Origin of the sequence: Bradyrhizobium ganzhouense (assembly GCF_049949285.1) — a bacterium.
GTDB lineage: Bacteria > Pseudomonadota > Alphaproteobacteria > Rhizobiales > Xanthobacteraceae > Bradyrhizobium > Bradyrhizobium ganzhouense.
The window spans coordinates 7,573,424-7,591,638 of sequence record NZ_CP181318.1 but is presented as its reverse complement, the minus strand read 5'-3'; the positions used below and the strand labels follow the sequence as shown (position 1 = coordinate 7,591,638).

The 18,215-nt window shown below is 64.7% G+C and carries 15 protein-coding genes; 6 read left to right on the top strand and 9 right to left on the bottom strand.

The features are described from left to right. Positions 1-12: 12 nt before the first annotated feature. Positions 13-1,110, bottom strand: a complete 1,098-nt coding sequence (locus ACLFLU_RS35290) for a CaiB/BaiF CoA transferase family protein (protein ID WP_426409285.1) — start codon at positions 1,108-1,110, stop codon at positions 13-15. A gap of 9 nt (positions 1,111-1,119) precedes the next feature. After that, complete coding sequence (locus tag ACLFLU_RS35285) at positions 1,120-2,289, bottom strand: acyl-CoA dehydrogenase family protein (RefSeq protein ID WP_426409284.1); 1,170 nt, start codon at positions 2,287-2,289, stop codon at positions 1,120-1,122. 125 nt (positions 2,290-2,414) lie between these two features. Here ACLFLU_RS35285 and ACLFLU_RS35280 point away from each other — a divergent pair, with 125 nt between their 5' ends. After that, on the top strand, positions 2,415-3,335 hold the full coding sequence (locus ACLFLU_RS35280) for a LysR substrate-binding domain-containing protein (protein WP_426409283.1): 921 nt from the start codon (positions 2,415-2,417) through the stop codon (positions 3,333-3,335). Positions 3,336-3,558: 223 nt separating this feature from the next. Here the strand turns inward: ACLFLU_RS35280 and ACLFLU_RS35275 are convergent, their stop codons facing one another. Continuing rightward, positions 3,559-4,833 carry a cytochrome P450 gene (locus ACLFLU_RS35275; protein WP_426409282.1) on the bottom strand — a complete coding sequence of 425 codons (1,275 nt, stop codon included), beginning with the start codon at positions 4,831-4,833 and terminating at the stop codon, positions 3,559-3,561. 87 nt (positions 4,834-4,920) lie between these two features. Beyond that, complete coding sequence (locus ACLFLU_RS35270) at positions 4,921-6,186, bottom strand: cytochrome P450 (protein ID WP_426409281.1); 1,266 nt, start codon at positions 6,184-6,186, stop codon at positions 4,921-4,923. Between the two features lie 376 nt (positions 6,187-6,562). Between ACLFLU_RS35270 and ACLFLU_RS35265 the strand changes: the two genes are divergently transcribed. Together ACLFLU_RS35265 and ACLFLU_RS35260 are read left to right on the top strand one after the other, a co-directional pair. Then, positions 6,563-7,711: a YjgN family protein gene (locus ACLFLU_RS35265; RefSeq protein WP_426409280.1), complete on the top strand. Its 1,149-nt coding sequence runs from the start codon at positions 6,563-6,565 to the stop codon at positions 7,709-7,711. Positions 7,712-7,714: 3 nt separating this feature from the next. Continuing rightward, on the top strand, positions 7,715-8,845 hold the full coding sequence (locus ACLFLU_RS35260) for a M48 family metallopeptidase (protein ID WP_426409279.1): 1,131 nt from the start codon (positions 7,715-7,717) through the stop codon (positions 8,843-8,845). 9 nt (positions 8,846-8,854) lie between these two features. Here ACLFLU_RS35260 and upp read toward each other — a convergent pair whose 3' ends face one another. From upp to ACLFLU_RS35245, 3 genes are read right to left on the bottom strand one after another with little or no spacing between them, the layout of a single operon-like run. Then, positions 8,855-9,484 (bottom strand): uracil phosphoribosyltransferase, encoded by a 630-nt coding sequence (gene upp / locus ACLFLU_RS35255; protein ID WP_426409278.1) that lies wholly within the window; start codon positions 9,482-9,484, stop codon positions 8,855-8,857. Between the two features lie 51 nt (positions 9,485-9,535). Next, a complete protein-coding gene (locus ACLFLU_RS35250) occupies positions 9,536-10,774 on the bottom strand; it encodes a URC4/urg3 family protein (RefSeq protein ID WP_426409277.1) in 1,239 nt (412 codons plus the stop codon). A gap of 7 nt (positions 10,775-10,781) precedes the next feature. Continuing rightward, on the bottom strand, positions 10,782-12,038 hold the full coding sequence (locus ACLFLU_RS35245) for a GTP cyclohydrolase II (protein WP_426409276.1): 1,257 nt from the start codon (positions 12,036-12,038) through the stop codon (positions 10,782-10,784). Positions 12,039-12,354: 316 nt separating this feature from the next. Here ACLFLU_RS35245 and ACLFLU_RS35240 point away from each other — a divergent pair, with 316 nt between their 5' ends. Continuing rightward, complete coding sequence (locus ACLFLU_RS35240) at positions 12,355-13,482, top strand: threonine synthase (RefSeq protein WP_426409275.1); 1,128 nt, start codon at positions 12,355-12,357, stop codon at positions 13,480-13,482. A 170-nt stretch (positions 13,483-13,652) separates the two neighbouring features. Here the strand turns inward: ACLFLU_RS35240 and ACLFLU_RS35235 are convergent, their stop codons facing one another. Next, positions 13,653-14,480, bottom strand: coding sequence for a DUF2927 domain-containing protein (locus ACLFLU_RS35235; protein ID WP_426409274.1), 828 nt, complete (start codon positions 14,478-14,480; stop codon positions 13,653-13,655). Between the two features lie 91 nt (positions 14,481-14,571). Continuing rightward, entirely contained in the window at positions 14,572-15,147 is a 576-nt protein-coding gene (locus ACLFLU_RS35230) for a L,D-transpeptidase (RefSeq protein WP_426409273.1), read from the bottom strand. Positions 15,148-15,411: 264 nt separating this feature from the next. Here ACLFLU_RS35230 and ACLFLU_RS35225 point away from each other — a divergent pair, with 264 nt between their 5' ends. Further along, on the top strand, positions 15,412-16,959 hold the full coding sequence (locus tag ACLFLU_RS35225) for an acetolactate synthase large subunit (protein ID WP_426409272.1): 1,548 nt from the start codon (positions 15,412-15,414) through the stop codon (positions 16,957-16,959). Between the two features lie 276 nt (positions 16,960-17,235). Further along, on the top strand, positions 17,236-17,754 hold the full coding sequence (locus ACLFLU_RS35220; RefSeq protein WP_426409271.1) for a hypothetical protein: 519 nt from the start codon (positions 17,236-17,238) through the stop codon (positions 17,752-17,754). Positions 17,755-18,215 lie beyond the last annotated feature (461 nt).

Below are 18,215 nucleotides of genomic sequence, written 5' to 3'. Positions count from 1 at the left end.
GCCTCGCTCTTCTTACTTCTTGGGATTTTCGCCGATCGCGGGCACAGCACCGTAAGCGCGGGTCTCGCCGACGATGATCGGCGCCGGCGCGGGATAGCTGACGCGGCCGTTCGGCGTATCCACTTCGATGCGGCGCAGATGCGGATGGTTGGCGAGGTCGGCCATGGTGTTGACCTCGGCAAACGCGATGTCGGCATCAGACAACCGCTTCAGCAGCTCGTCGCGCGTCATCTTACCAAAGATATCTGCGACCGTTGTGTCGGTGAAATCGCGGTTGCGCACGCGCTCCACCATGTTGGCGACGCGGGGGTCGGCGGGCAGGTTGGGCTGGTCCAGCACCTCGGCGCAGAGCGTCTTCCACTCGCGCTCGCTCTGGATCGAGATCAGAATGTCCTTGCCGTCCTTCGACGTGAACACGCCGTAGGGCGCGATCGAGGGATGACGCAGGCCCATGCGCTTGGGCGGATTGCCGGCCTCCGCGTTGAGCAGCGGCACGGTGCACCAGTCCGCCATCACGTCGAACATGGAGATGCGGATGTCCGCGCCCTTGCCGGTGCGCCCGCGCGCGATCAGCGCTTCCAGGATCGCCGCATGCGCGGTGGCCCCGGTCGCGACATCGACGATCGACATGCCGACGCGCGAGGCGCCGTCGGGATTGCCGGTGATCGAGGCGAGCCCGCTCTCGGCCTGGATCAAGAGATCATAGGCCTTGCGGTGCGCGTAGGGGCCTTCGTCGCCATAGCCAGTGATGGTGCAGGAGATCAGCTTGGGATAGTCCTTCAACAGACGCTCGCGAGAGAAGCCGAGCTTGTCCATCGAACCCGGCTTGAGGTTCTGCACCAGCACGTCGGCGCTCGCGATCAGCTTCTCCAGTTCGGCGCGGCCCTCCTTGGTGGCGAGGTCGACCACCGCCGATTGCTTGCCGCGGTTGAGCCACACGAAGTAACTGCTCTGGCCCTTGGCTGCCGCATCATAGCCGCGGGCGAAATCGCCCTCCGGCCGCTCGATCTTGATCACCTCGGCGCCGGCGTCGGCCAGGCGCGACGAACAGAACGGCGCGGCCACAGCCTGCTCGACCGCAATCACCCTGATCCCGTCAAGAGCTCCCATGGCCGGACCTCAGTACGAGCGCGGCATGCCGAGCACATGCTCGGCGACAAAGGACAGCACGAGATTGGTCGAGATCGGCGCGACCTGATACAGCCGCGTCTCGCGGAATTTGCGCTCGACGTCGTATTCCTCGGCGAAGCCGAAGCCGCCATGAGTCTGGATGCAGGCATTCGCCGCTTCCCAGGACGCATCGGCCGCGAGCATCTTGGCCATGTTGGCCTCCGCGCCGCAGTCGAGCCCGGCCTCGTATTTGCGCGTGGCTTCCTTCACCATTAGCTCGGCCGCGCGCATCGAGGCGTAGGCCTTGGCGATCGGAAACTGGATGCCCTGGTTCTGGCCGATCGGGCGGCCGAACACCGCGCGCTCCTTGGCGTAGTTGGTGGCTTTGGCAATGAACCATTTTGCGTCGCCGACGCATTCGGCCGCGATCAAAATGCGCTCGGCATTCATGCCGGAGAGGATGTAGCGAAAGCCCTTGCCTTCCTCGCCGATCAAATTCTCCGCCGGCACCTTCATGTCGGTAAAGAACACTTCGGTGGTGGCGTGGTTCATCATGGTGCGGATCGGGCGGATCTCGAGGCCATTGTTCTTGGCCTCGCGCATGTCGACGATGAATACGGAGAGGCCATCGGTGCGCTTCTTGGCCTGTTCCTTCGGCGTTGTGCGCGCCAGCAGCACCATCAGGTCGGAATGCTCGGCGCGGCTGGTCCAGATCTTCTGGCCGTTGACGATGTAGCTGTCGTTGCCGTCCTTGCGCGCGAAGGTCTTGAGCGAGGAGGTGTCGGTGCCGCTGGTCGGCTCGGTGACGCCGAACGCCTGCAGCCGCAATTCGCCGCTGGCGATCTTCGGCAGGTATTTTGCCTTCTGCTCGTTATTGCCGTGCCGCAGCACCGTGCCCATCGTGTACATCTGGGCGTGGCAGCCGCCGCCATTGCAGCCGGCGCGCTGGATCTCTTCGAGGATCGCAGCTGCGGCCGACAGCTTCAGGCCCGCGCCGCCATATTCCTCTGGGATCAGCACCGAGAGATAGCCGGCCTCAGTCAACGCATCGACGAAGGCCTTGGGGTAAGCCATCTCGCGATCGAGCTTGCGCCAGTATTCGCCGGGAAACTGCGCGCAGAGCTTTGCGACGGCTTCGCGGATGTCGGCGTGATCTTCGCTGTGGTGGTCTTCACTCATGGCGTTTCCCGTATCTAGCGGCAGTTAAGATAACGCCGGCCGATCCTCTGGCGTTGTGAAAACATCGCCAGCCCCCTATGCTCATTTGCTATAGCGTATGAAGTAGCCTTCCAGGATTGGCAAGCATGGATTTCCGGCAGCTCAGGACCTTCAGTTGCGTGGCGGAGCTCGGCAGCCTTTCGAAGGCATCCGACACGTTGCGCGTGGCGCAGCCGGCGCTCTCCAGGCAGATCAAGCTCTTGGAGCACGAGCTGCGTGTCGAGCTGTTCACCCGCAACGGCCGCGGCATGGTGCTGACCGAGGCTGGGCGCCTGCTGCTGGCGCGCACCTCCGGCATCGTGCGGCAGATCGACCAGATTCGCGACGACATCCAGTCCGCCAAGGGGCCGCCGTCCGGCCAGGTCGTGCTCGGCCTTGTTCCGACCGTGAGCTGCGTGCTGTCGGCGCGCTTCGCGCGGCGTTGCGTCGAAAAATATCCCGGCATCTCGCTGCGGATCGTCGAAAGCTACAGCGGTCACATCGTCGAATGGCTGCATCGCGGCGAGATGGATCTCGCCATCCTCTACGGCCGCTCCGCCGATCTGCATCTCAATGTGCAGAGCTTGGGGCGCGACAACATCGTCGCGGTCGGCCCGCGCGGCTGCGGTCTCGCGCGCAAGAAGAATGTCGATATCGGCTGGCTGCTGCGGCAGCGGCTGGTACTGCCCAGTCATTCGCACGGCCTCCGCGCGCTGATCGAGCACGCGGCCGCGCAGCGCAAGATCAAGCTCGACGTCCAGCTGGAAGCGGACTCGTTCCGCGTGCTGACGAGCCTGGTCGAGGAAGGCCTCGGCTTCGCGCTGCTGCCGCCATCGTCGGTCCACGCCGAGGTCGCGGACGGACGGCTGGAAACCGCTGCCGTCTCCAAGCCGATGTCACGCGAGCTCATTTTCGCCTCTCCGATCGACCGCCCGGCCTCGACGGCCTCGCTGGCCGTCACCGCACTGTTGCGCGACGAGGTTGCCGCCTGCCGCAAGGAAGGCGTGTGGGACATCAAATTGAGTTAGATGCGTGTCCTAGACCAGTCAGGCGCCGTCTTGCCTTCGCATCTGGCGCGACCTGTCATGCCGGAATTTTATAGCTGGCTGTGCGCGACCCGCTGCTGCGCGTGTGACAGGCAGCTGTATCCAAAGCGCCCGTCATTGCGAGCGTAGCGAAGCAATCCAGAGTCTTGCCGCGGTGGGATTCTGGATTGCTTCGCTGCGCTCGCAATGACGGAGGATGGAGCCGCTACCCCGGTATCCGGACCGGCAGCGACTCATATCCCTTGATAAAGCTCGAATAGATCCGCTTCGGCTCGCCGACCACCTCGATGCGGTCGAACCGCTTCAGCATTTCCTCCCAGACGATCCGCAGCTGCAGCTCGGCGAGCCGCATGCCGACGCAGCGGTGGATGCCGAATCCGAACGAGAGATGCGTGCGCGGCCGGGCGCGATCGATGATGAACTCCTCGGGACGCTCGATCATCTCTTCGTCGCGGTTGCCGGAGACGTACCACATCACGACGCGGTCGCCCTTCTTGATGTGCTTGCCGTTGATCTCGGTATCCTGGAGCGCGGTGCGGCGCATATGCGCCAGCGGGGTCTGCCAGCGGATCACCTCGGGCACCATGGTGTCGATCAGATCAGGGTTTGCGCGCAGCTTGTCGTACTGCTCGGGATTCTCGTTCAGCGCCAGCACCGAGCCGGTCATGGTGTTGCGCGTGGTGTCGTTGCCGCCCACGATCAGCAGGATGATGTTGCCCATGAGGTTGTCGGGATCCATGAAGCGCGTCGCGTCGCTGTGGGCCATCAGCGACAGCAAATCGTTGCGCGGCGCCGAATTGACGCGCTCGTTCCACAGCTTCGACATGTAGGCGTAGCACTCGTCCATCTCGCGGCGGCGCTCTTCGGCGGATTCGACGATGCCGCTCTTCGGCAGCGCGGTCGCGACATCGGACCAGCGCGTCAGCTTGCGCCGCTCCTCCCAGGGGAAGTCGAACAGGGTCGCCAGCATCTGCGTGGTCAGCTCGATCGAGACGCGCTCGACGAAATTGAAAGTCTCGTTGCGCGGCAGATTGTCGAGCACGGTCTGCGAGCGCTGGCGGATCAGCTTTGCGAGATCGTCCAGATGCGTCGGCGTGAACATCGGCGACACCGTCTTGCGCTGCGACGAGTGCCTGGGCTGGTCCATCGCGATGAAGCTCGGCCAGTCATAGCCGGGCGGCACGTCGCGGATCCCGATGCCGCCGAGCGTCGAGTCCGAGGAGAACAGGCCGTGATTGGTGTCGACATGCATGATGTCGTTGTATTTCACCACCGACCAGTAAGGCTCGATCGGCGCGTTGGTGCAGTAATGCACCGGCTCTTCCTTGCGCAGCCGCTCGAACCACGGCCACAGCGTGTCGTCCTGAAACAGTCGCGGCGCGCCCGGATGAAAATTCTTCAGCGGCGTCGCGTAGGCTTCCTCGCGCGCGCGCCGCATGCGTTCGGCCTTGTCGGCCTTGACCGGGGTTTGGATGTTCATGGGCAGTCGCTCCCTGTGTTCGTTCACCCCGCAGCGCCCGCGAGGGCTTCGTCGCAAGTGCCAATGTTATACACTATAATTCTGCGGTCACACCGCAATCTTGACCGGCAGCGTTTCCAAACCCTTCACAAAGCTCGAATACACCCGCTTCGGCTCGCCGACCACGTCGATATGGTCGAACCGCTTCAGGATCTCCTCCCAGATAATCTTGAGCTGGAGTTCGGCAAGCCGCAATCCGACGCAGCGGTGGATGCCGAAGCCGAAGGACAGATGCGTGCGCGGGCGGGCGCGGTCGATGATGAAATCGTAGGGCTTCTCGATCGCCTCCTCGTCGCGGTTGCCCGAGACGTACCACATCACGACTTTGTCACCTTTCTTGATCTGCTTGCCGCGGAACTCGAAATCGGCAAGCGCCGTGCGGCGCATATGCGCCAGCGGCGTCTGCCAGCGGATCACCTCGGGCACGAAGCTGTCGAGCAGCGCGGGGTTTTCGCGCAGCTTGCGATACTGCTCTTGATGCTGGCTCAGCGCGAGAAGCGAGCCGGACATGGTGTTGCGGGTGGTGTCGTTGCCGCCGACGATCAACAGGATGAGATTGCCGAGGAAGTTCCTGGCATCCATGTCGCGCGTCGCGGCGCCATGCGCCATCATCGAGAGCAGGTCGCTCTTCGGCGGCTGCTCGATGCGCTCTTTCCAGAGCCGCGCGAAATACTGCGCGCATTCCGTCAGTTCGACCTGGCGCTCGTCCTCGGTCGCGACCAGGCCGTCGGGGCCGGGAATGGTGGTGGCGATATCCGACCAGCGCGTCAGCTTGCGGCGGTCTTCCCAGGGGAAGTCGAACAGCACCGCGAGCATCTGCGTGGTGAGTTCGATCGAGACCTGGTCGACCCAGTCGAACACCTCACCGCGCGGCAGATTGTCCAGGCACTCGGCCGAGCGCTTGCGGATGTTGAGCGCGAGATTGTCCAGATGCGTCGGCGTGAACATCGGCGCGACGGTCTTGCGCTGCGCCGCATGGCGCGGCGGGTCCATCGAGATAAAGCTCTCGCGGCGCAGGTCGGGGTCGATGTCGCGAATGGTGATGCCGCCGAGCGCGGAGGCCGAGGAGAACACCGAATGGTTGGTCTCGATCTCCATGATGTCGTTGTAGCGCGTCACCGACCAGTACGGCCCGAACATCGAGTCCTTGCAATAGTGCACGGGATCTTCCCGGCGCAGACGATCGAAATACGGCCAGAACGTATCGGTCCTGAACAATTCCGGATCGCCCGGATCGTATTGCTCCAGTGGCAACGATGAGGCGCGCTCACGCAATGCGTCGAGCTTGGCCGGATTCTCGATGGTCCCGTGCATGACCGCTCTCCCTGGCATGAACCGCGCGATTTTCTTGAATTCTGCGCTACGGTATTTGGGGTGTAATTACAGCCGGTTGTCTGCGTCGGAGCAAGGGCGAGTTTTGCCACATCCAACCTTCGGGCGTAGCCCGGATGGAGCGAAGCGTAATCCGGGATTCGGGCCGCCAGTCTCACTGTCCCGGATTGCGCTGCGCTCCATCCGGGCTACCGATCATTCACCAACGTGATCTCCAGCACGCCATTGCCTGCCGAATGGTGCGAGAAATCGCTCGAAACCGAGGTAAATCGAACCCGCCATCTTGGGGATCGACCAATCTCTGATCTATAGTTTGAGCGGATCAGATCAGCATCCCGAGGTTGCTGCCGTGAACGACATGCAATGGACCCCTATCGGCCCCTCCGAGCCGGTCCCGCCGCCGCTGCCGCCCTCGCGGGTCGACTTCACCGGCAATCGCACCGAGTTCCGCAAAATGGTCACCAAGGGTGCCATGCTGGAGCTCGTCACCTTCGGCTTCTACCGGTTCTGGCTCGTCACCGACATCCGCCGCCATTTGTGGTCGAACACCGCGATCGACGGCGACGCCGCCGAATATACCGGCCGGGCTAAGGAGCTCCTGGTCGGCTTCCTGTTCGCGCTCGCGATCCTGGTGCCGATCTATCTTGCCTATTTCCTCGTCGGTATCGAGTTCGAGCGCTGGCGGGGTTTTGCCTCGACGCCGCTGTTCATCTCCTTCTACGCCTTCGGCCAGTTCGCGATTTTTCGCGCACGGCGTTATCGCCTGACCCGCACGGTCTGGCGTGGCGTCCGCTTCTCGATGGACGGCTCCGGCTGGGCCTACTCGTTCCGCGCGATGCTATGGGGCTTGCTGGTGTTCCTGACGCTCGGCCTGGCGCTGCCGTGGCGCGAGGCGTCGCTGGAGCGCTACAAGATGCGGCACACGTATTTCGGCGACCTGCAGGGCGACTTCGAAGGTGACGGCTGGGAGTTCTTCAAGCGCGGCTGGTGGCTGTGGCTGTTGAGCCCGATCGCGATCATCATCTTCCCGCTCGCGCAGTTCTTCTATGCCGAGTTCAAGGCGCGCGAATGGCGCTGGTGGCTCAACGGCATCCGCATCGGCGGCGTCAGCCTGTCCTCGGATCTGCCGCACAATGCGTTCTACGGCCTTTATTGGAAGATGGTTGGCTGGTGGATACTGCTCTCGACCCTGTTCGGCCTCTATCTCGGCGGTGCCACCATGCTCGTCGTCAAGGTGAGTGGCGTGCCGGCTGAGCAGGTGTTCGGACCGGACCACGCCGCCAAGAGCATCCCGATGCTGGTGATGATGGTGATCGGCTATTTCGCGCTTGCGCTTGCCATCAACATCATCATGCGCGTTTATCTCCAGCGCGATCTCTGGGCCAAGGTGCTGGAGACCGTCGCGGTGCACGATATTGGAGCCGCAGCCGATGTCCGCGCCAGCGGCGAGCTGGCCAGCGCGCTCGGCGAAGGCTTTGCCGATGGTCTCGATGTCGCAGGATTCTAAATCGTGAGTGATGTGACCGCCGAACCCGGCGCCGAGACCAAGCCCGGACAACCGGCGATCTTCTTCGACGGACGATCGAGCCGCCGGCGTCAGGTCATGCTGACGCTGGGTGACGCGCTCGAGATCGCCGAGCTGGGCGACGTACAGGAGGGCGGGACCGTCACGCGCTGGGTCTATGACGAAATCCGTCGCGCCGACAGTCCGGCCGGCATCCTGCGCCTGACCGCGACGTCCGCGCCGCCGCTGGCGCGGCTCGAAATCCGCGATGCCGCTTTCGGAGCCGATCTCGTCGCACGCTGTCCGCGGCTCGACGAGCATCAGACCACGCGCCGCGGTATCGCAAAAATCGTCGGCTGGTCGGTTGCGGCCGCAATCTCCATCGTCTGCGTCGTGCTGTTCGGCGTGCCGCTCGCGGCGGATCGTTTGGCGCCGCTGGTGCCGAAACCGATCGAGCGGCGGATCGGCGATGCGTCCGAGGTTCAGGTGAAAACCATCTTCGGCCGTTCCGCTTGCACCGATCCGGCCGGCCAGGCTGCCTTCTCCAAGCTCGTCAACCGCCTGCGCGACGCCGCTGGCCTCGACGACGACAGCATGACGGCGGGTGTGCTGCCGTCTTCGATACCAAACGCCTTCGCGCTGCCGGGCGGCAAGGTCTACGTGCTGAACGCCCTGATTGACAAGGCCGAGAGCCCCGACGAGCTCGCCGGCATCCTTGCTCACGAGCTTGGCCATCTCAAGCATCACGACAACATGCGCGGCCTGATCTACAACGGCGGCACCTCGTTCCTGATCGGCCTGTTGTTCGGTGACGTCACCGGCTCGTCCGCGGTGATCTTCGCCTCGCGCAGCCTGGTCGAAGCCTCCTATTCGCGCGAGGCCGAGACCAATGCCGACACTTTCGCGATCGACATCATGCACAAGCTCGGCCGCTCGCCGAAGCCCGCGGCGGAGTTGATGTTCCGTATCACCGGCAAGGAAGGCGGATCAGGCTTCACGATCCTGGCGAGCCATCCGCTGACCGAGGATCGTCTCGCCCGCATGACAAGAGAAGACCGCCCCGCCAGCGGCCCACCGCTGCTGACGAACAAGGAATGGCAGGCGCTGAAGGGCATTTGCGGCAGCGGGAAGGTTTAAGCTTGCCGCCTATCGCGTCCCGTAAGCGCGGTCGCCGGCGTCGCCGAGGCCCGGCAGGATAAAGCCGTTCTCGTCGAGACCTTCATCCACCGCGGCGGTCCAGATATGCACGTCCGGATGCAAGCCGCGCAGCCGCTCGAGTCCCTCCGGCGCTGCGATCAGGCAGGCGAGGCGAATGTCCTTGGCGCCGCGCTCCTTCAGCCGGTCGACTGCGGCCACCGCCGTGTTGGCGGTCGCGACGACCGGCGTCACCACGATCGCGAGGCGCTCGCTGAGATCGGACGGCGATTTGAAGAAGTACTCGACCGCGGCAAAGCTCTCAGGCTCGCGATAGAGGCCGATATGGGCGACACGCGCGGTCGGCACCAGATCCATCATGCCGTCGACGAAGGTGGTGCCGGCGCGCAGCATCGGCACGAACACCAGCTTCTTGCCGGCGATCTTGGCCGAGTGCATCGTCGCCAGCGGCGTCTCGATGACGGTGTCGGCGAGCGGCAGGTCGCGCGTCACCTCGTAGCACAGCAGCATGCCGATCTCCTTGATCAGCTCGCGGAACGACTTTGTCGAGATCGATTTGTCCCGCACCAGCGTCAGCTTGTGCTGCACCAGCGGATGATCGACGATCGTGACGCCTTCCATGATCGGGTGCTCCTGAAATTCATCAAGTGAATGTGGGGCGGCAAAGACGGCTTAGAACACGGTGCCGTCGCTGATCACCTTGAGCGGCGGTGAACCGTCGGGACGACGCGCAAACGCGATGGACCGGCCGGCGGCCCAGGTGCCGCCTTCCAGGATGCTGGCGAGCGGCAGCGATTGCGGCGTGCGGCCGAGCTTGGCGCGAACCAGTTCGGCAACACGATCCAGCAGCGCGACGGTGAGCGCGCGCCACTCCACGACGAGCAGCGAATCCACCGCATGCGCACGATCGGCGTCCGCAGTATCGCGCAGGCGCAGCACCTCGTGATCGACGAACAGGCCGCCATTGCGGTATTCGGCGAGCCCGGTCAGGTCATCGATGTCGGTGACCTCAAATCCGGCGCGCTGGAGCGGTTCGATCAGCGAATAGCTCAGCCATTGCGACAGCTTGTGCAGCGGCACGAGGCCGGCGGTCGCATCATCGGCCTTGATCGCCGGATGACGCCAGCAATCGCCGAGCGGGACGCCTGCGAGCTCCAGCCGCGATGGCCAGATCGGCCCGAGCTGGTTCAGCACCGCGGACAGGATTGCGGGTGCGGGGATGGCGCCGTTCGTCGCCTGCGCGGCGATATGATCGAACAGGCCGCCCGGTCGTGGCGTGTCGTGCATGCCGAAGACATCGGGGCGCGCCGCGACCTGCTTGCCGAGGCGCCGCAGCAGGTCGGTGCGTCCCTCGAGGCCGAGCAACGGATTGGCATCGCTCGCCTGGAAGGCCGATGTCAGTGCCGAGAGCGGTAGCTTTGCGAGCGCGTCCGCATCGACCCTGAACGGCGCGCGCGCGTCGGCGGAGAAAAGTCCGCCGGCAAACATGTCGAGGCTCGCAAGCGCAAGTCCCTCGGATCGGCCGATGCCTTGCCCCGTCACAGTGTCGCGATAGCGCCACGCAGCGCCTGCGCCGGCATCGAGCAGCACACTGACGATGGCGAGGTCGAACTCCGCGCGCGCCCGTGCCGCACGATCGGGCCACGGTGCTGCGTCGGCAAGCTGCGCCCAGCGGTCGACGCCGCCGAACACAAAATGCCGCCACCGCGCATGGAAGGGAATGTCCAGCGTCGGATAGGCTGCGCGCGTCACCGCCAGCACGGCATCTGCAACGCCATCCATGCGATCGAGATCGATGGTGAAATGCGTGAGCCCGTTGTGCAGGCCGATGTCCAGCATTTGCCTGGCGCGCGCGCGGACCGCCTTTGCGGAGAGGAGCGCGCGTGCTTGCAGTTCCAAAACGTCCGCCATCGCCTGATCAGTATTTTTCCAGCGAACGTCCGACCACGCCGTCGACGTCCTTCTCGGGCGCAATGTCGGTCGAGTAATAGCCGGCGGCCTTCTTCGCGGCGATCTCGACATGGGCGTCGGCCGGAATCAACTCCAGCGGGATCGGCACGCGCTCGACGATGTCGATGCCTTGCGAGGTCAGCGCGTCGTACTTCATGTCACTCATCGACAGGAAGCGGTCGATGCGCTTCAGGCCGAGCCAGTGGATCGTGTCGGGCATCAGCTGCTGGAAGCGCGCGTCCTGAACGCCGGCAACGCATTCGGTGCGCTCGAAATAGGCGGCGGCGGCGTCGCCGTCCTCCTGGCGCTTGCGCGCATTGTAGACCAGGAATTTGGTGACCTCGCCGAGCGCGCGGCCTTCCTTGCGGTTGTAGACGACGAGCCCGAGCCCGCCCTCCTGCGCGCCGCGCGCGGATTCCTCGATGCCGTGGATCAAATAGGGCCGGCAGGTGCAGATATCGGAGCCGAACACGTCGGAGCCGTTGCATTCGTCATGCACGCGGCAGGTGATCTTGGTGCGGTGGTCCGGCAGTTTTGTCACATCGCCGAACATGTACACCGTGGTGCCGCCGATCGGCGGCAGGAACACCTTCAGGTCCGGCCGGGTCACGAGTTCGGGGAACATGCCGGCGGTCTGCTCGAACAGCGTGCGGCGCAGCTCGGTCTCGCCGGTCGCGAAGCGCTCCGCAAGGCCGGGCAGATACCAGACCGGATCGATCGCGATCTTCACCACCGAGACGCTGCCATTGGCATGCACGACCTCGCCGTCGGCGCGTAGCCGCTTCGCGGCCAGCGCCTCGCGGATTTCAGGCAGGTCGAGCCGTGCGCGCGTCACCGCGATGCTCGGGCGGATGTCGACGCCCTCGGCGATGTCCTTGCCGAAATTCTCGGCGACGAGATGGCCCCAGGGATCGAGCGCGACGATTTTCGCGGGATCGCGCCACTGCTCGAACGGCCCGATGGTCGCCGCCGGGAACGTGTTGGTGAGATCGGGGCGCCGGATCGGATCGAGCGCGCCGGCGGAGACGGCGAGCGCGCGATACATCGCATAGGAGCCGCCATGGCTGCCGATCACATTGCGATCCCCAGCGCGCGACACCGTGCCGATGATCGGCCCGCGGGCGCGGGCATCGGCAGCACCCCAGTGAATCGGAAAGGCCGCCTTGCGGCCCGGCTCCGGGTGCGAGGTGAGGCGGATGTGGTCGGTACGGTTCGCGCGGCTCATGTCCAGGCTCCCAAAAAGCCAACGGCCCGCCGCTCGGACGGGCCTGGCTCATCTGCACCGCCAATGCCGAACACCGGCGACGCAAGCTCAATCCAACATATTGTAGCGGCCCTCGGCGACAGACAAGTTAATCGTGCGGGGCGGCTATTGGCCCTTCCGGCGCCCATCCGGATCGGAGAACGGCGCCGGAATGCGCCCTATATCTATGTAATTGTTTGGATTTTGGAAGGGGTGTGCCCACAGCCCCGAAAAAACAGGCGACTGGATAAAAGCTGCATATTCGGACATATCGGGCGGATCGCCCCGGAGAACGCCAATGTCTGCCGCCAGCTATATCGATCCCCGCAATGGAAAGCTCTATCCGCTCAATGAGCCGCGCTGGTGCTCGGACGAGCGCACGCCGCTGCTGGTGACGCCGGGGGCGGGGATTGCGCGCGCGGACATCGACGGCCGCACGCGGTCGCTCTGGCGCTACCGCGCGGCGCTGCCGGTGGAGATCAAGGATCCGATTTCGCTCGGCGCGGGCTGCACGCCGCTGGTCCAGCAGGGGTGGGGCGATCTGCGTCCGTTCTTCAAGCTCGAATGGTTCAATCCGACCGGCAGCTTCAAGGACCGGGGTTCGGCGGTCATGCTGTCGTTCCTGCGGCAGATCGGCGTCAACGCCATCCTGGAGGATAGTTCCGGCAATGGCGGATCATCGATGGCAGGTCTTGGTGCGGCCGGCGGCATGCGCGTGAAGATTCTGGCGCCGGCCTCGACGTCGCCGGCCAAGATCGGGCAGGTGCGCGCCTACGGCGCCGAGGTGCAGCTCGTCGAGGGCCCGCGTGAGGAGTCGGAGGCCGAGGCTATCCGGCAGTCGAGCCAGACCTTCTATGCCAGCCACAACTGGCAACCGTTTTTCCTCGAAGGCACAAAATCGCTTGCCTATGAAATCTGGGAAGACCTCGGATTTCGCGCGCCCGACAACGTCATCGTTCCCGTCGGTGCCGGCAGCAGCTTGCTCGGTTGTGCCTTCGGCTTCCGCGAGTTGTTGAAGGCGGGGCAGATTGCAAAACTGCCGCGTCTGTTCGCGGCCCAGCCGCTCAACTGCTCGCCGATCGATGCCAGCTTCAAGGCCGGCGTCGATATTCCTGTCGCGCGCGAAGTCAACAAGACCATCGCCGAGGGCACCGCGATCAAGCATCCGCTGCGGCTGCGCGAGATCATTGGCGCCCTGCGCGAAAGCGGCGGCGCCACCGTTGCGCTCACCGAGGACGAGATCGTCGCCGCCCTGCGCCGTCTTGCAAGGCAAGGCCTGTTCGCCGAGCCCACCAGTGCGAGCGCGGCTGCGGCGCTGGAGAAACTCTCCGCCGCGGGTGCGATCAAGGGCAGCGAGACCACGGTCGCAGTCCTCACCGGCACCGGCCTGAAGGCCGCGACCACGGTCGCTGATCTGGTGCAATAGGTTTGCCTTCCCTTCTCCCCTTGCGGGAGAAGGTGGCGCGAAGCGCCGGATGAGGGGTATCTCTCCGCATACTCAAATGCGAATTGAATTCGCGGACAGATACCCCTCACCCGTCTCGCCGCTTCGCGTCGAGCCACCCTCTCCCGCAAGGGGAGAGGGAAAGTACCGCCTCACTCCTTCAGATCATTCACCCGCCTTACCCACGCGCGCACATCGATCAGCACTTCAGGCAGCACCGACCTCACCTCCAGCACGGTCATGCCGGGCTTGATGCGGGGGTCGTAGAGCAGGTTGAGGATGTACTGGTCGTAGACGTCGAAATAGCCCATCGACACATTGTCGTTGAACATCGTCCACGGCACGCTCGCGGTGTCGTTGATCGGCCCGAGCGACTGCAGCAGCTCCTCATAGGCACAGTCGAGGAAGGTGAAGTCGCCATTGTCGACGGTGAGGATGACGTCGGAATGTTCGATCTCGAAATTGTCGTTCTTGCGAAAGCCGGACAGGCATTGCGGATCGAGCGAGGTGCGGATCTCGCGCGCCTTCTCCGCGCCGTAGAAGCTCGCAATGGTGCGATAGAGGTCGCGGTCGCGCACGAGCTTGACTCGCACATTCGCCGCCTCGGCGGTCGCGGTCATGGCGATGTCGAGATGCTGCACGCGCGTGCCGATGTCGGCCACGACCTTTGCGAGCTGCGCCTTGCGGTCGGCACGGTCGGTCTCGGCGAACACCCGCACCGGGGTGTCGAACTTGCGGATGCGGTCGACGCGGCCGGCGAGGTGGTATTCGGCGCCGAAGGCGGTCTTCAGAAAGCCGTCGACGATCTCGGCGTCGGTGAAGCTCTTCTTCTCGGTGCGCTGGCGTGAGGTGATCGCGGGCAATTCGCCGGCGATCGCCTTGGGTGCGGTGTCAGGCACACAGATCAGCGTTGCGAGCGCCACCAGCGCGATGCGGAGGCAAGGGAAGGGCAAGTTCGAGGGCGAGTTCATTGCGCTCATCGTCGCGCAACGCTGCCGTATTCGCGAGGCGCACACAAGTCCGCAGATTCACGCGCGCCCCCGCGGGTTCCCGCCGCAGCTCGCTGTCGGCCTAGTTGTTGAGCACCACCACGGTGGTGCCGACCCCGACGCGGCCGTAGAGGTCGGTGACGTCGTCATTGGTCATGCGGAAGCAGCCGGAGGACACTGCCTGGCCGATCGTCTCCGGCTCGTTGGAGCCGTGGATGCGGTAGAGCGTCGATCCCAGATACATCGCGCGCGCGCCGAGCGGATTCTCGATGCCGCCCTTCATGTGGCGCGGCAGATCGGGCCGGCGCGCGATCATCTGCGACGGCGGCGTCCAATCCGGCCATTCCTTCTTGGCGGTGATCTTGTGCACCCCGCCCCAGCGGAAGCCGTCGCGGCCGACACCGATGCCGTAGCGCAGGGCCTGGCCGTCCTGGAGCACCAGATACAGCCGGCGCTCGGCGGTGTTCACCACGATCGTGCCGGGGGCATAATGGCCGTTGTACATGACGGTGGTGCGGGGGATCGGGCTCGCGCCGCCGCCGAGATAGCCGGTGGAGCTGGTGCCCGTGAAGTCCATCATCCCCGCCGCGGATGCGTCGGCCGCACCAGCCAGCAAGAGCGCCATTGCGGTAATCTGCGCGGCAAAAAACCGGATCATTGTTTCCCCCAGCAAAAAATCGATTCAACCAAAGCCAGAGGCCATATTTGCGGGCGTTTCGCAAGCCACGGCCCCGTGAGGGAGGCCATGCCCGGCGATTGGCGTTACCAAATCGGCAACCCAATTTATCGAAAAAGCATTAGCCAAACCGGCGCGTCGCCATGCGGGGCAGGGCCGCGATGCCGGCTATTGCTTTGACGGGGCCCGCGAACAATGATTGATCGGACGGATCACTGGAAATGACCGGTTGCGGGAGCAGACAGAATGAACGGTGCGGAAAGCCTGGTGCGGACGATGGTCAAGGGCGGGGTGGACGTCTGCTTCACCAACCCGGGCACCTCCGAGATGCATTTTGTCGCGGCGCTCGACCGCGTGCCGGGCATGCGCTGCGTGCTCGGCCTGTTCGAAGGCGTGGTGACGGGCGCGGCCGACGGCTACTTCCGCATGAAGGGCACGCCGGCCTCGACCCTGCTGCATCTCGGCCCCGGCCTCGCCAACGGCCTTGCCAATTTGCACAACGCCAAGAAGGCCAATTCCGGCATCGTCAACATCGTCGGCCAGCACGCGGTCTACCATATCGACTACAACGCGCCGCTGACCTCCGACATCGAGGGCCTGGCCCGGCCGATGTCGTCCTGGGTCCGTACATCGCCGAATTCCAGATCGGTCGCGGCTGACGGCGCCGCGGCGATCGCTGCCGCCAAGAGCGCTCCGCCGCAGATCGCGACCCTGATCCTGCCGGCCGATACCGCGTGGAACGAGGCCGACGGCATCGCCGAGGTTCCGGCCGAGCAGCAGCGCGCCAGCTATTCGCCGCAGGCGGTCGAGCAGGCCGCAAAAATCCTGCACGGTGACGGCGAGGGGACGCTGCTGCTGATGACCGGCAGCGCCCTGAGCGAGCATGGTCTGGCGCTGGCCGAGCGCATCGCTGCCAAGACCGGCTGCACCGTGATGGGTCCGACCTTCCGCCCGAAGATGGCGCGCGGCCGCGGCCGCTATTCGATCGACCGAATTCACTATGTGATCGAGAACGCGCTGCCGATGCTGGCGAAATTCCGTCACATCGTGCTGGTCGAGTCCGACGATCCCGTGGCGTTCTTCGCCTATCCGAACAAGCCGAGCATGCTCAAGCCCGAGGGCTGCGAGGTCCATCGCATGACCTCCTGGGGCGAGAATTCGGTCGCGGCGCTGGAGGCGCTCGCCGGCGCCGTGAAGGCCAGCGCCAGGGACGTCAAGCCGCAGGCCTTGCCTGAACTGGTGAAGCCGACCGGCGCGCTCACCTTCGCCTCGATCGCGCAGGCGATCGCATGCGCGATCCCCGAGAACGCGATCATGGTCGACGAATCCCTCACCACCGGCCGCGGCTTCTTCCCGCCGACCGCGGCGGCCGCGCCGCACGACTGGCTCCAGAACATGGGCGGCTCGATCGGCTTCTCCACGCCGCTGTCGATCGGTGCCGCGATCGCCTGTCCGGACCGCAAGGTGATCACCATGGTCGGCGACGGCAGCGCGATGTACACGATCCAGTCGCTGTGGACGCAGGCCCGCGAAAACCTTGACATCGTCACCATCGTGTTCGCCAACCGCATCTACCAGATCCTGCGCGGCGAGTTCGACAATGTCGGCGCCGGCGAGCCCGGCCAGCGCGCCAACGACATGCTCAGGCTCGACCGCCCGACACTCGACTTCGTCGCGCTGGCCAAGGGCATGGGCGTACCCGGCCGCGCCGTCACCAATGCCGACGAGTTCAACAAGGCGCTGGCCGAGGCCGTCGCCGAGCCGGGGCCGCGGCTGATCGAAGTGCAGATGTAGGATGCATCTTTACCTCTCCCCGCCCTTCTGCGGGGAGAGGTCGGATCGCTCCCGGCGATGCGAAGCATCGTCCGGTGCGATCCGGGTGAGGGGCAAGGCAGGCTGCGAACTCGGGCAAAGGACTATCCGACTCGCGCACCCGGCGTATTCCACCTATCATTCAACGAGTTTGCGGAGGCGGCCCCTCACCCCACCCTCTCCCCGTAAGAACGGGGCGAGGGAGCGAGAGACCGTGCGGAATCCAACCGATGCAGGTGCGATGGGCCCGGAGGCACGATGCAGACCGAGCTGAACAAGGTGATCGCGGCGCTCCGGGATCTCTACGCCCAGGAAGGATTCTTGTTCGAGAACGACATCGGCGAGCGTGCCATCACGCACCGCTTTGCCGTCTATCTCGAGCGGCAGTTTTCGGGCTGGGCGGTCGACTGCAATTTCGACCGGCTCGGCGAACGCACGTTGCATCTGCCGCACGGCACGATCATCTCGACCGACGATCATCTGGGGAAGTCGATCTACCCCGATGTCGTCGTGCATCAGCGCGAGATCCCGAACAATCTGCTCACCGTCGAGATCCGCAAGGCGAGCAATCACACCTCGCTCGAGCACGACCAGCACAAGCTGATGGCGCTGACCGATCCGCATGTCTGGTTCGCCTATTGGATCGGCGTGCTGCTGGTGCTGGATAAGCGCAGCGTGACGATGTCGGAAGTCTATGTCAGTGGCGTCGTCGATCAGCCGTTGTCGCTCTGGTTTGCCGCGCGCCTCGCGGAGAACGGCCTCGGGGCCGCCCATTAGGGCGTGTACTCATTAGCGTCAGATTTCGAGGGCAAAGCCGAAATCGCTCCGCCATAGGGGGCCAAACCGACACTGTTGACCCGGAGCGGACCTTGTCATGCGTGGAGCCGATGCCAGCTTCTGACCCTCAACGGATATCACCCCCCTTGCCTTCGTTTGTGGCCCATCGAGCTTAGAGTCGGCAATCCGACAGACAAGCGCGGCCGCGCGACCTAGATCAAGCCATGAGTTCGCAAGATCGCTGGTACACCGCGATGGTCGTTTGCGCCGGCGCTCTGACGGTTGGGCTATTTGCTCTAGCCTTATTCTGGCGCTGACGTCGGACGGTTACGACAAGAAGCCACCGAGGCGGTCAGTTCCGGTGTGGTGCTCAGGGCCAATCTGACACGGCGACGACCGCGCAGGGTCGTTAGCGCCGGTCCTGGAGCCGAGCGGCGACCTCGGCCCTGTCGTGGGTTCCC